This window comes from Nocardia tenerifensis NBRC 101015, from assembly GCF_000308715.1.
GTDB classification, from domain to species: Bacteria; Actinomycetota; Actinomycetes; order Mycobacteriales; family Mycobacteriaceae; genus Nocardia; species Nocardia tenerifensis.
Genome location: NZ_BAGH01000063.1, coordinates 1 through 12,521, shown reverse-complemented (window position 1 = coordinate 12,521; position 12,521 = coordinate 1). Strand labels below are relative to the sequence as shown.

The window sequence follows — 12,521 nt, the reverse complement described above, 5'->3', positions numbered from 1 at the left end:
CGAGGTTGGCGGCGAGGGAGTGCGCGCGGGCGGCGGCCGCGGCGGCGAAGGCGGGTGCGTGACCGGCGGCGAGCAGAGCGCCGATGACGCCGGAGAGCACGTCGCCCGCGCCCGCGGTGGCGGCCCAGGACGCACCCGCCTCGTTCACGAGAACCGGGGAGCCGGGGGTCGCGACCAGCGTCGCGCGCCCCTTCAACAGCACGGTGAGCTGCCACTCCTCGGCGAGGGAACGGACGGCGCCGACCCGGTCCGCGCCGACCTCCGCTCCGGCCAGTCGCGCGAATTCGCCTGCGTGCGGGGTCAGCACGGTCGGTGCCGGGCGGCCGCGGACCAGGCCGGGTTCGGCGGCGAGCATGGTGAGGCCGTCGGCGTCCACCACCACGGGCAGGTCGGTCGCGAGGATCTCGGCGAGCCGCTTGCGGGCATCGGCGTCGGTGCCCGCACCGGGGCCGAAGACCCAGGCCTGGACCCGGCCGGCATCGGAGACCTGTTCGGTGGCGATGACCTCCGGAAAGTGGGCGAGGACGTCCGCGACGCCGGTTCCCGCGTAGCGGACCATGCCCGAGGTCGCGGCGACGGCCGCCCCGGTGCACAGCACCGCGGCCCCGGGGTACTCGGCGCTGCCGGCGCAGACGCCGGTGACGCCCTGGGAGTACTTGTCGTCGGCCGCTTTCGGTACCGGCCAGCTCGCGCCGATCGAAGCGGGTTCCAGCCCAGCCAGTTTCGGCTCGGGCAGCCGTAAACCGATGGGCACCAGCTCGATTCGCCCGCACTGCGACGCGGCCAAGGCGTGCACCGGCTTGTACGCGCCGAAGGCCACGGTGACATCGGCGCGCACGGCGGGCCCGGTGATCGCGCCGGTATCCGGGTCGACCCCGCTCGGCAAATCGGCGGCAATGATCGGGGCACGCAGTGCCGCAACGAGTTCCGCCGCGTCAGGTCGCAACGGGCCGCGGCCTGAGATGCCGACGATGCCGTCGATCACCAGGTCCGGCTCGCCGATCTCTTCGCGCACCCGCCCGCCCGCCGCACGCAGCGCCGCAAGGCCTTTCGCGTGGGCGCGGGCCGGATTCAGCAGCACCGCGGTCACCGCGACGCCGCGGCGGCGCAGCATCGACCCGGCCCACAGCGCGTCGCCGCCGTTGTCGCCGGAGCCGACGAGCAGCGTCACCGAGCGCCCGGCGACGCCGCCGGTGCGCGCCCGCAACTCGCCGGCGACGACGGTGGCCAGACCGTACGCCGCCCGCCGCATGGGCACACCGTCCGGGACCCTGGTGAACAGCTCGGCCTCGGCCGCGCGCACTTCGTCGGCGGTGAAATAACCCCGCTGCGTGGACATGGGCGATCCTCCACTCCGGTACTGCTCGATCGTCACCCGCGACGCCGACGGTGCCGCGCGGGCCCCCAACGACAGCAGACTACGCTTGGCCGTCATGCCAATGGTCAAGCCCCGCGCAAGGTTCACGCAGGTTGTCACCGGGTGCGCGGTGGCCGCGGCGCTGCTGGTAGCCGGGTGTGGCGGCGGCGACTCCGACACGGCCGCGACGACCACGAGACACCCGGCGCACCCGACGACCACCACCTCGCAGCCCGCGGGCGATACGAAACCCGCCGCGGTCACGGTCGACGTGGACGACATGAAGTTCACCCCCGCCGACGTCACCGTCAAGACCGGCGACACTGTCACCTGGCACTTCTCCGACAAGGCCCCGCATACCGTGCAGGGCATCGGCGACAAGGCGATGGGCATCAACAGCCCGATCATCGACAAGGGCGACTGGAGCTACACCTTCACGGTCCCGGGCACCTACCGTTACCTCTGCTCGCTGCATCCGGAGATGCGCGGCACCATCACCGTTCAGTAGGGCGGCGCTCTGCCGGGTGGTCTAGACCGGGCGATACTGCCGGGTCCGCGCACTGCGGGCCGAACTCGTGTTGAGCGCCTCCACGGCGGCCACCAGCGGAGCCAGTTCGGGGTCCGCGGCGGCTTGGCCGAGCGCGCTCGCGAGCGCGGCGTCGTGGGTGGGGCGCGCCTGCTCCAGTAGGGCCAGGCCAGGGGGCGTGACGTCGGTGTAGATCCCGCGTCGATCATCAGGGCACAGGTAGCGCTGCAACAGACCGCGGTCCTCCAAGCGGGTGACCAGGCGGGTTGTCGCACTCTGGCTCAGCACCACTGCCTCGGCCACCTGATTCATCCGCAGGTGTCCGCCCGGTCCGTCGTGCTGGCGGCTCAGCACCACCAGCAGCGAGTACTCGCGGACGCTCAGGTCGTGGCCGCCTTGCAGTGCCCGTTCGATGTGCGCCTCGATCCGATCGTGCAGCAGCGACAGTGCGTACCAGCCATCGGCCAAGCCGGTCAGGGCGGCATCCGCGGTCATTGTGTTCCTTCCGCGTGGAGGTTGTCTCTCCAGGATAGATGAGGATCGAGATAGCCCGCGCTTGCAATTATCACGCGTCTGCAATTATTGTTGACGCCTGTAAGGCTCAGATGCAATCCAATGTGGAGGCTCTCGCTCATGCCGCTCGCACTCCTCGCCCTGACCCTCGGGGCCTTCGGAATCGGCACTACCGAATTCGTGGTCGTCGGGTTGCTGCCCGACATCGCCGACACCTACGCGGTGTCCATCCCCACCGCGGGGCTGCTGGTCACCGGGTACGCGCTCGGCGTCGTGCTCGGCGCACCGCTGATGACCGGCCTCGGCACGCGGATCTCGCGCAAACGCATGCTCCTCGGCATGCTGGTGCTGCTGGTGGCGGGCAACGTATTGTCCGCGCTCGCACCGACTTTCGGCCTGATGCTGACCGGGCGGATCGTGGCCTCACTCGCGCACGGCGCGTTCTTCGGCATCGGCGCGGTAGTCGCGGGCGCGGTGGTGCGGCCGGACAAGCGCGCGGGCGCGATCGCCATCATGTTCACCGGACTCACCGTCGCCACCATGGTCGGCGTGCCGTTCGGCACGCTGCTCGGCCAGCAGTTCGGCTGGCGGCTCACCTTCCTGATCGTGGCGCTGGTCGGCCTCATCGGCCTGGTCGGGGTCGCGTTGCTGGTGCCGGAGCAGCCCGCGCCGCAGGACGCGCGGCTGCGCACCGAACTCGCCGTCTTCGGCAATCCGCAGGTGCTGCTCGCCATGGCCATGACCGTGCTCGGCTTCGGCGGCGTCTTCGCCGCGATCACCTACCTCGCGCCGATGATGACCGAGGTCACCGGGTTCGCCGACAGCTCGGTCACCTGGCTGCTCGTGCTGTTCGGCGTCGGTTTCTTCGCGGGCAACCTGATCGGCGGCAAGTTCGCCGACCGGCACCTGATGCCGATGCTCTACCTGTCCCTCGGCGGCCTGGCCGTGGTGCTCGCCCTGTTCACGATCACCGCGCACAACAAGATCGCCGCCGCGATCACCGTCGTGCTCATCGGCGCGCTCGGCTTCGCCACCGTGCCGCCGCTCCAGAAGCGCGTGCTCGACCAGGCCGCGGGCGCACCGACTTTGGCCTCCGCGGTCAATATCGGCGCCTTCAACCTCGGCAACGCCATCTCCGCGTGGCTCGGCGGCCTGGTCATCGCCGCGGGCCTCGGCTACACAGCACCCAACTGGGTCGGTGTCGCCCTGGTCCTCGTCGCCCTAGGCTTGGCCGTCTGGTCCGGTGCCCTGGAACGGCGCTCGACCACCGGAGTCCACACCTCACCCGAACCCGCAGTCGCCGCCGCGAATATCTGACCGTGCTCGTCACCCGCCGAGGTACAGGTCACGAATAGCGGCTACACGCGAAACACCCCGAACCACTTGGCGATTCGGGGTGTTTGGCGTGAAAAGCTACTGTGCGCCGACTATTCGACGGTGACGGACTTGGCCAGGTTGCGTGGCTTGTCTACGTCGTAGCCACGAGCCTGCGCTACTTCGGCCGCGAAGATCTGCAGGGGGACCGTGGACAGCAGGGGCTGGAAAAGGGTTGGGGCCGAGGGGATCTCGATGAGATCGTCGGCGAAGGGACGGACGGTGTCGTCGCCCTCCTCCGCGATCACGATGGTGCGCGCGCCACGGGCCTGGATCTCCCGGATATTGCTGAGCAGCTTGGAGTGCAGCACCGCGCGGCCCTTCGGGGACGGCATCACCACGATCACCGGCAGGCCCTCTTCGATCAGCGCGATCGGACCGTGCTTGAGCTCGCCCGCCGCGAAGCCCTCGGCGTGCATGTACGCCAGCTCCTTGAGCTTGAGCGCACCCTCCAGCGCCACCGGATACCCGACGTGGCGGCCGAGGAACAGCACGGTCGACACGTGCGCCAGCTCGCGCGCGATCGCCCGCACCCGCGGCGCCGTCTCCAGCACCCGCTCGACCAGCTTCGGCATCGCCTCGAGCTCGGCGAACTCGCGGGCCACCTCGTCCGGGTACTTGGTGCCGCGCGCTTGCGCCAAGGCCAGCCCGACCAGGTAGTTCGCGGTCACCTGAGCCAGGAACGCCTTGGTGGAGGCGACGCCGATCTCCGGCCCCGCCCTGGTGTAGAGCACCGCGTCGGACTCGCGCGGAATCTGCGCGCCGTTGGTATTGCAGATCGCGAGCACGCGCGCCTTCTGCTCCTTGGCGTGGCGCACCGCCTCCAGCGTGTCCGCCGTCTCCCCCGACTGCGAGATCGCCACGACCAGCGTCGAACGATCCAAAACCGGGTCGCGATAACGGAACTCGCTGGCCAGCTCCACCTCGACGGGCAGCCTGGTCCAGTGCTCGATGGCGTACTTGGCCAGCAGGCCGGAGTGGTACGCGCTGCCGCAGGCGACCACGAAAACCTTGTCGAAGTCGCGCAGCTCCTGATCGGCGAGGCGCTGCTCGTCGAGCACGATCCGGCCCGCGGCGTCGGAGTCCTGGCTGAAGTGCCCGATCAGGGTGTCGGCGACCGCGGCGGGCTGCTCCTCGATCTCCTTGAGCATGAAGTAGTCGTGACCGCCCTTCTCAGCGGCGGCCAGATCCCAGTCGATGGTGAACGGCCGGGTGCCCGCGGTCGCGTCGGCGCCGGCGAAGTCGGTGACCGTGTAGCTGTCGGCGGTGATCACCACGGCCTGGTCCTGACCGAGCTCGACCGCCTCGCGGGTGTGCTCGATGAACGCCGTGACGTCCGAGGCGATGAACATCTCGCCCGCGCCGACGCCGACGACCAGCGGCGTCGAGCGCCGCGCCGCGAAGATCAGGTCTGGGTGATCGGCGTGGGTGAAGACCAGCGTGAACGCGCCCTCCAGCCGACGAACCACCGCGAGCGCGCTCGCCGCGAAATCGCCCGCCGTCGGCCCGCCGGCGTAGGCCCTGGCGACCAGGTGCACGGCGACCTCGGTGTCGGTGTCGCTGCGCAGCTCGACGCCCGCGTCCTCCAGTTCCCGGCGCAGCGGGGCGAAGTTCTCGATGATGCCGTTGTGCACCACCGCGACCTTGCCGCTGTCGTCCCGGTGCGGGTGCGCGTTGCGGTCGGTCGGCGCGCCGTGCGTCGCCCAGCGGGTATGCCCCATTCCGGTGCTGCCCGCGAACCGGCCCGGCCCGCTCTCGGCGAGTTCTGCCTCCAGATTGGCCAGCTTGCCGGCCTTTCGCTCCACCGCCAACGCGCCCGCGCCGTCCACGATCGCCACACCGGCGGAGTCGTAGCCGCGATACTCCATGCGGCGCAACGCGTCGACGACCACGCCGAGCGCGTCCCGGTATCCGACGTACCCCACGATTCCGCACATGGCTCACCAGAGTACTTATCGGATAACGTTCTCGTCGTGTCGGCGTCTGTGAAATCACTCCTGAGCACCCTGACCAGCCGCGGCCCCCATCGGGTGCTGCGCGGCAACTTGGCCATCGCCGGGCAGCCGGGGGTGGTCTTCACGCCGGAGTCGGGGCTGAACCTGCCCGCCGTCGCGTTCGGGCACGGCTGGCTGACCGGCGTCGCCAACTACCGGAGCCTGCTCGAGCACCTCGCCTCCTGGGGTTTCGTGGCCGCCGCCCCCGATACCGAGCGCGGCCCGATCCCGTCGCACCTCGGCCTGGCCACCGACCTGCTCACCACCCTCGACATCTGCACCGGCGTGCGGCTCGGCGACGGCACGATCAGCGTGCACCCCGACCGGCTCGCGCTGGCCGGCCACGGCATGGGCGCGGGCGCCGCCGTCATCGCCGCCACCCAGCGCCGGGTCGCCGCCGTGGCGGCGCTGTTCCCGGCGCCGACCGCACCATCCGCCGAGACCCTCGCACCCGAACTCGACACGCCCGCGCTGATCCTGGCCGGCGCCACCGATCTGACCTCGGTCAGCTCCAACGCCATCCCGCTCGCCACCGCGTGGGGCGGCCCCTCGGTGTTCCGGGCGATCGACGGCGCCTCGCACAACGGCATCGTCGAGGGCCGCCGGATGCTGGCCGCCGTCGGCGGAGGCAAGCACGAGTCCAAGACCGCCCGCACCACCCGCGCACTGCTCGCGGGCTACCTGCTCGCCACCGTGGCCGGCGACAAGACCTACGCGGTGTTCGCCGACCCGGAGGCGGACATCCCGCACACCGCCGTGATCGACCCGGAGGCCAAGGACGACGCGCCCGCCCCCAAGTTGAAGATCGGCCAGCTCGCCGCACTGCTGCGCCGTTAGCGGCGTAACTGGTTTAGATCAGCCAGGATTCGCGCTGGTAGAAGGCGGCCTCTTCGTCTTCCTGATCGACCGGGAGCACCTCGCGGTTGGCTTTGCGGGCAGCTATGGAGCGGGCTATGGCCTCGCGCTGTTCGCGGGCCTGGGTCTCGAGCCGCTCGCGCTCCGCCAACTCGGCGCGCGCCTTCGCCAGCTCGTCCGCGTGCGCGGCGTGGAACTCCCGCATGCCTGCGGCCGAGGTCTCGGCGAGTTCGCGGCTGGTGGCCGCGGTCGCGCGGTTGATCTGCTCGAGTTCGTCCAGCAGCTGGGCCGAGCGGCGTCGGCATTCGTCGGCGGCGCGCTCGATCTCCTCGGCGTAACTCACGATCTCGATCCTCCCCATCCGCAGGTGGACAGCTGCTCGCGACGGTGCGCCGACCCTCGACTCCGCGCGCGACGCGCCCCGCCGCGTCCGCACCTAGGTTACCGGTTCGTGGGCACGCCGACGCGTGCTCAGAGCGGACCGGCCTCGGCCAGATCGCCCATCGGACCCGCCTCCGCGAGTTCGGCGCCGCTGTCGAACGGCGCCTCCGAATTCTGCGCGCCCGGCATGCGTTTGGGCTTGTGTTCGCCGTCCTCTTCACGCCGCAGGGGTGGCGGTGTGCCGGTGCGGGCGTTGGGTTGGCCGGTGTTCTCCTCCGTGGCGGGCGGCTTGTCGATGGGTTTGTCCTGCTGGGGTGCGGCCGGGGTGGGGTCGGTGTGTGACGGCTTGTCGCCCTGGGCCGCAGGGGATTCCGGCTTCGCGGACTCGGGTGTCGCGGGCTTCGCGGGAGAGTCGGGCTTGCCCGGCGACTCGGGCTTGGCGGGAGAATCGGGCGACGTATCGTCCTTGGGTTCGTTCATCGCGATGACCGGCATGCCGTGCTCGTCCAGTCGCAGGCTGAACTCCTGCGGCTTGCCGTCGCCCCCGGACATCATCAGTTTCAGCTGGCCGTCCTGCCCCATCTCGAACTTCAAATGTTTGCCTGCGACGTCGAATTCGGCCGCAGGCCGACCGTCCGGCTTTCCGTCACCGTCCTTGTCGACGTGCGTGGGGTCGATGATCCCGTCGACCATGTCCATCGCATTGTCGATGCCGTCCTTGACCAGTCCGGTCAGGGAGCTGATCCCGGCATCGACCATGTGACTGATCCCGGACGTCAACGGCGACAGCTGACTCACCGCCTGGCTGAGCGCGGGTAGGCCCTCCAGCGATGAGGTATTCGGGACGGTCGGCGTCGTCGGCGCGCCGGATGTCGACGGCGTAGACGGAGTGGTAGGCGTCGTCGGGGAAGTCGGTGTCGTCGGCGTGGTCGGCGTGCTCGGTGTCGTCGGCGTGCTCGGCGACACAGGCACAGTCGGAACAGTCGGACTACTCGGCGTCGCCGCGGCCGGCACGGTACTCGCCGGGACGGTCGGCGACCCGGGTGTCGACGGACTGCTCGGCGCGGAAGGACTACTTTGCACCGGAGCCTGCACCGTACTCGCCGGAACCGTTGGCGCGGTGGGGTTTCCATTCTGAACGGGCACGCCGGTGTCCTTCGGCGTTTCGGTCTTCGGCTGCGTCGGCACTCCCGCCGGACGCGGGTAAGCCGTGTCGGGCACCTGATTCAGCGCACCGATGAGTGGTTCGTAGACGTTCTTGACCGCCTGATCGGTCAGGTCGCACGCCTCGCGGAACTTGCGCACCTTGGCCGCGTAGTCGGGCCGGAAAACCTTCTCCAACCAGTCGCGACACCGCTGTTGGACATGGTCGCGGTAGTCGGTGCCCGGAATCATTCCCAGCAGGAGTTCCGCGGCCCGCTCCTCGGCGAGTTCCGGGAAGAGCCGCTGCAGCTTGCTGAGCAGGCTGTTCTCGGTGAAGTTGCCCCAGACGATCGACGTGCCGGAGATGATGTCGTCGATGTCCTCCGGCGTCTTCCCGTCGATCTTCACCGCCTCGCCGTTCTCCAGAATGTGCTGCACGACATCGGCTTTGATCTTCACCGCGGTGCGGAGCGCGGCGATCGAGCCGGCCAGCGCCCGCCACGCCGTTCCGGCGGTCTTCCAGTCCGCGTCGGCCCGGGCGACCTGCTGATTCAGCATGTCGATCGCCGCGTCGGCGGCCTGCCCCTGCCACAGCGCGGGCAAGGCCTGCGCCGAGACGCGCTGCTTGTCCACCTCGACTCCCGCGTCCTGCAGGACCTCCTGCAGGCGGGCGGAGGCGTTGTAGAGCCTGTCCTCGTTCAACCCGTTCTGTTCGTAGAAACGCTTGTGCAGCTGCTCGTAGGTCGCGAGGTCGGCGGGTGGGTCGCCGAACGCCCGGCGATAGCGCGGCTCGAAGTGCTCGAAGTACAGCAGGCCGCGCGAGCCGATGTCGAGGTACTCGCTGATCCGCGCGTGTGCGGGAACGGTGAAGACCACGGCTAGCTCCCTGCCGTCGAGACGCGGACGTCCGGGCGCTCAGTTCTGAATCTCACGACCGACCCTCGCGATGTCTCCGGCGGTCTCCCGGACGGTGTCGGAGTACAGCACGACCGAAGCCCCCAGCGCGTCCGCCGTGGTGATCGTCGCCTCGGCCCAGCTCTCCATCCAGTGGGCGATGCGTTCGAAACCCTGCTGGATCTTCTTGCCGTGCTCGGCGTAGTGCTCGCCCGCGTCGGCGGGGCCGAACTCGTTGTCGGTCACGTCTTTCGAGCGCTTGGCCACCGCCTGCCCGGAGACCCGCAGGTCGCCGGCGAGCCGTCCCAGCTCCCCCGTCTGGACACCGACCATGCCGCTCGGATCGCCGGTCATCTATGCCCCTCCGTGTTCGCCGAGTGCCGCCATACTTTCTTGGACGCGCCTCGACGACGTTCGGTTCCCTCCGATCCGCGGGATCGCGTGCCCCGCGGCGATCGGACCTACGCGCCGATCTTTCCTCTGTCGGTGCGGACCCACTCCGAGGACCCGTCGGGATGCCGGTGGAATTCCCACGCCGCGTAGTCGCCGTCGTGCTCGACCACGGTGACGTGGTCGGCCAGGCCGTCGTGGTCGTAGTCGGTCCAGACCTGCATGGCGTCGCCACCGTTGGTGGTGATGCTGTCGAGGGTGCCGTCGCCGTCGATGTCCTGAGTGGGGTGGTGCAGTTCGATGGCGCCGAGGCCGTCCAGCGACGCGGACGCGTCGATACAGGGCAGGTCCAGGCCCGGCAATTCACCCGAGGTGATCATTACTCCTCCTCAGCACGACTGGTGCTGCCGGCCGATGACCCGACAACAACGCTATCGCTCCATCCTGACATCCCCGCGAGCCCGACGCAGCCCCCCTCGGCTCACTTCTTCGGCATCAGCAGCCACAGCACCAGGTAGACGATGAACTGTGGGCCGGGCAACAGGCAGGAGAGCACGAACAGCAGGCGGACGACGTTGGCGTTCCAGCCCAGGTACTCGGCGATGCCGCCACAGACTCCGGCGATCCACTTGTCGTGGGTGGATCGGGTGAAACGGCGGGCGGGTGCGGTCATGGTCTTGCCTCTCTGGTGATGATCTCTGTCGAACTCCACTCTGCCGAGCCGGGCGCGCCGGCACATCGGTCCGGCGACCGATGCCGACCCTGATTTCCGCAGGCCCCGGCTCAGGGTGCGACCCCGAGTAGCCGACCGGGTGCGGGCGGGCCCGCGCGAGCACGGCAGACTTGGGGCCGTGAGCACCACTCTGCACGCGCGCGGACTCTCCGCCGGCCACGGCGAACGCACTCTGTTCGACGAGCTCGATCTCACCCTGGCCCCGGGCGACGTCATCGGCCTGGTCGGCGCGAACGGCGCCGGCAAGTCGACGCTGCTGCGCATGCTCGCGGACCGGCGCACGCCGACCGGCAGCATCACGCTGAGCCCGCCCGACGCCACCGTCGGCTATCTCGCGCAGGAACCCGAGCGGATATCGGGCGAGACGGTCCTCGAATTTCTCGGCCGCCGAACGGGTGTCACCGAGGCGCAGCGAGCCATGGACGCCGCGGCGGAGCGCATCGCAGACGGCGGCGAAGACGAGTATTCGCCCGCACTGGAACGCTGGCTAGCACTAGGCGGCGCGGACCTCGACCAGCGGGCCGCCGAAGTCGCCGCTGACCTCGGCCTCCTCACCACCCTGCCCAGCGGCCTCGACACCCCCATGACCGGCCTCTCCGGCGGCCAGGCGGCACGCGCGGGCCTGGCCTCGGTCCTGTTGTCCCGCTTCGACATTCTGCTGCTGGACGAGCCGACGAACGACCTCGACCTGGACGGCCTGGCCCGCCTCGAACAGTTCGTCACCGGCGTCCGCGTGCCGCTGGTGGTGATCAGCCATGATCGAGAGTTCTTGGCGCGCACCGTGAATCGCGTCATCGAGCTGGATCTGGCGCAGCAGCAGGTAGGGATCTACGACGGCGGTTACGAGGCGTACCTGACCGAACGCGAGATCGCCCGCCAGCACGCGCGCGCGGCCTACGAGGAGTTCGCCGACACCAAGGCGGGCCTGGAGGCCCGAGCGCAGATGCAACGCAACTGGCTCGAACACGGCGTCCGCAACGCCCGGCGCAAGGCGCGCGACCCGAAGAAGGTCGACTCGGACAAGGCGGGCCGCAAGATGCGCGCCGAGTCGACCGAGAAGCAGGCCGCCAAGGCCAGGCAGACGCAGCGGCGCATCGAGCGCCTCGAGGTGGTCGAGGAGCCGCGCAAGGAGTGGGAGCTGCGGATGACCATCGCTCCCGCGCCCCGCAGCGGTTCGGTGGTCGCCACGCTGTCCGAGGCGACGATCACCCGGGGCGAGTTCACCCTCGGCCCGATCACCACCCAGGTCGACTGGGCCGACCGGATCGTGCTGACCGGCGCGAACGGCTCCGGCAAGTCCACGCTGCTCGCGCTGCTGCTGGGAAAGTTGGCCCCGCACACCGGGTCCGCCTCGCTCGGCTCGGGCGTGGAGATCGGCGAGGTGGACCAGGCACGCGGGCTGTTCCGCGGCGCCGCCTCGCTGGCCGACACCTTCGGCGAGCAACTACCGGACTGGCCGGACGCGGAAGTCCGCACCCTGCTCGCCAAGTTCGGCCTGCGCGGCGCACACGCGTTGCGCGCCTGCGAGACCCTCTCCCCCGGCGAACGCACCCGCGCCGCGCTCGCGCTGCTGCAGGCCCGCGGCGTCAACCTGCTCGTCCTCGACGAACCGACCAACCACCTCGACCTGCCCGCCATCGAACAGCTCGAGCAAGCCGTCGAATCCTTCACCGGCACACTGCTGCTCGTCACCCACGACCGCCGCATGCTGGACACCGTGCACGCGACCCGGCGCTGGCACATGGACTTCGGCAAGCTCACCGAGACCGCCTGACCGGCGGTCCGTCGCTCAGATCGAGGAGACCCGCTTGGCGAGGTCGTCGGCGAGCTGCCTGGCCTGGGCCGGATCGGTGGCCTCGACCATGACCCGCACCAGCTGCTCGGTTCCGCTGGGGCGCAGCAGGACTCGGCCGGTGTCGCCGAGGATGCGCTCGGCCTCCGTTACGGCGTCGCGGATTTCGGGCGCGGACGCGACCAGCGTCTTGTCGCTGACCGGCACGTTGCCAAAACCTGTGGCACCGTGCGCAATACGGTGGCCAGGTCGGCGAGGCTGCGCCGGGTGCGCGCCATCCTGGCCATCAGTTTCAGGCCGGTGAGCACGCCGTCGCCGGTGGTGCCGAACTTCGGGAAGATGACGTGCCCGGACTGTTCGCCGCCGAGCGAGTAGCCGCCGCGGCGCAGTTCCTCGAGCACATAGCGGTCACCGACCGCGGTGGTGAGCAAGGTGATTCCGGCCTCGCGCATGGCGATGTGCAGGCCGAGGTTGCTCATCACGGTGCCGACCAGCGTGTTCTTCGCCAGCTCGCCGGACTCGTGCAGATCGAGGGCGAGGATCGCCAGGATGACGTCGCCGTCGACGAC

At 70.0% G+C, this 12,521-nt stretch carries 12 protein-coding genes and 1 pseudogene; 4 read left to right on the top strand and 9 right to left on the bottom strand.

What is annotated here, in order from left to right; translation table 11 throughout:
- On the bottom strand, window positions 1-1,339 hold a 1,339-nt coding region (locus ON39_RS05535), incomplete at its 3' end, for an NAD(P)H-hydrate dehydratase (RefSeq protein WP_040731749.1).
- 94 nt (window positions 1,340-1,433) lie between these two features.
- Between ON39_RS05535 and ON39_RS05530 the strand changes: the two genes are divergently transcribed.
- Complete coding sequence (locus ON39_RS05530) at window positions 1,434-1,865, top strand: plastocyanin/azurin family copper-binding protein (protein WP_063713312.1); 432 nt, start codon at window positions 1,434-1,436, stop codon at window positions 1,863-1,865.
- Between the two features lie 21 nt (window positions 1,866-1,886).
- Here the strand turns inward: ON39_RS05530 and ON39_RS05525 are convergent, their stop codons facing one another.
- Window positions 1,887-2,378, bottom strand: a complete 492-nt coding sequence (locus tag ON39_RS05525; RefSeq protein ID WP_040731746.1) for a MarR family winged helix-turn-helix transcriptional regulator — start codon at window positions 2,376-2,378, stop codon at window positions 1,887-1,889.
- Window positions 2,379-2,516: 138 nt separating this feature from the next.
- Between ON39_RS05525 and ON39_RS05520 the strand changes: the two genes are divergently transcribed.
- A complete protein-coding gene (locus ON39_RS05520; protein WP_040731755.1) occupies window positions 2,517-3,713 on the top strand; it encodes an MFS transporter in 1,197 nt (398 codons plus the stop codon).
- A gap of 110 nt (window positions 3,714-3,823) precedes the next feature.
- On the opposite strand, the gene glmS is transcribed toward ON39_RS05520, so the two are convergent.
- Window positions 3,824-5,707: a glutamine--fructose-6-phosphate transaminase (isomerizing) gene (glmS, locus tag ON39_RS05515; protein ID WP_040731744.1), complete on the bottom strand. Its 1,884-nt coding sequence runs from the start codon at window positions 5,705-5,707 to the stop codon at window positions 3,824-3,826.
- 36 nt (window positions 5,708-5,743) lie between these two features.
- Between glmS and ON39_RS05510 the strand changes: the two genes are divergently transcribed.
- Window positions 5,744-6,601: a dienelactone hydrolase family protein gene (locus ON39_RS05510; RefSeq protein WP_040731741.1), complete on the top strand. Its 858-nt coding sequence runs from the start codon at window positions 5,744-5,746 to the stop codon at window positions 6,599-6,601.
- A gap of 13 nt (window positions 6,602-6,614) precedes the next feature.
- Here ON39_RS05510 and ON39_RS05505 read toward each other — a convergent pair whose 3' ends face one another.
- From ON39_RS05505 to ON39_RS05485, 5 genes are all read right to left on the bottom strand, one after another.
- On the bottom strand, window positions 6,615-6,962 hold the full coding sequence (locus tag ON39_RS05505; protein WP_146251073.1) for a hypothetical protein: 348 nt from the start codon (window positions 6,960-6,962) through the stop codon (window positions 6,615-6,617).
- Between the two features lie 128 nt (window positions 6,963-7,090).
- Window positions 7,091-9,019, bottom strand: a complete 1,929-nt coding sequence (locus ON39_RS45640; protein WP_051186324.1) for a hypothetical protein — start codon at window positions 9,017-9,019, stop codon at window positions 7,091-7,093.
- Window positions 9,020-9,058: 39 nt separating this feature from the next.
- Window positions 9,059-9,391: a hypothetical protein gene (locus ON39_RS05495; protein ID WP_040731735.1), complete on the bottom strand. Its 333-nt coding sequence runs from the start codon at window positions 9,389-9,391 to the stop codon at window positions 9,059-9,061.
- A 107-nt stretch (window positions 9,392-9,498) separates the two neighbouring features.
- Window positions 9,499-9,807: a DUF6802 family protein gene (locus ON39_RS05490; protein WP_040731733.1), complete on the bottom strand. Its 309-nt coding sequence runs from the start codon at window positions 9,805-9,807 to the stop codon at window positions 9,499-9,501.
- A 101-nt stretch (window positions 9,808-9,908) separates the two neighbouring features.
- Window positions 9,909-10,100, bottom strand: coding sequence for a PspC domain-containing protein (locus ON39_RS05485; protein WP_040731730.1), 192 nt, complete (start codon window positions 10,098-10,100; stop codon window positions 9,909-9,911).
- A 178-nt stretch (window positions 10,101-10,278) separates the two neighbouring features.
- Here ON39_RS05485 and ON39_RS05480 point away from each other — a divergent pair, with 178 nt between their 5' ends.
- Complete coding sequence (locus ON39_RS05480; protein ID WP_040731728.1) at window positions 10,279-11,934, top strand: ABC-F family ATP-binding cassette domain-containing protein; 1,656 nt, start codon at window positions 10,279-10,281, stop codon at window positions 11,932-11,934.
- A 15-nt stretch (window positions 11,935-11,949) separates the two neighbouring features.
- On the opposite strand, the pseudogene ON39_RS05475 reads toward ON39_RS05480, so the two are convergent.
- Window positions 11,950-12,521, bottom strand: a pseudogene (locus ON39_RS05475) (phosphohexomutase domain-containing protein); the annotation flags it as partial.

Excerpts from the sequence above, each read along its gene's own strand:
- ON39_RS05525 (WP_040731746.1), bottom strand. The coding sequence starts at position 2,378 with ATGACCGCGGATGCCGCCCTGACCGGCTTGGCCGATGGCTGGTACGCA.
- ON39_RS05485 (WP_040731730.1), bottom strand. The coding sequence starts at position 10,100 with ATGACCGCACCCGCCCGCCGTTTCACCCGATCCACCCACGACAAGTGG.
- ON39_RS05530 (WP_063713312.1), top strand. The coding sequence starts at position 1,434 with ATGCCAATGGTCAAGCCCCGCGCAAGGTTCACGCAGGTTGTCACCGGG.
- ON39_RS05490 (WP_040731733.1), bottom strand. The coding sequence starts at position 9,807 with ATGATCACCTCGGGTGAATTGCCGGGCCTGGACCTGCCCTGTATCGAC.
- glmS (WP_040731744.1), bottom strand. The coding sequence starts at position 5,707 with ATGTGCGGAATCGTGGGGTACGTCGGATACCGGGACGCGCTCGGCGTG.
- ON39_RS05495 (WP_040731735.1), bottom strand. The coding sequence starts at position 9,391 with ATGACCGGCGATCCGAGCGGCATGGTCGGTGTCCAGACGGGGGAGCTG.
- ON39_RS05520 (WP_040731755.1), top strand. The coding sequence starts at position 2,517 with ATGCCGCTCGCACTCCTCGCCCTGACCCTCGGGGCCTTCGGAATCGGC.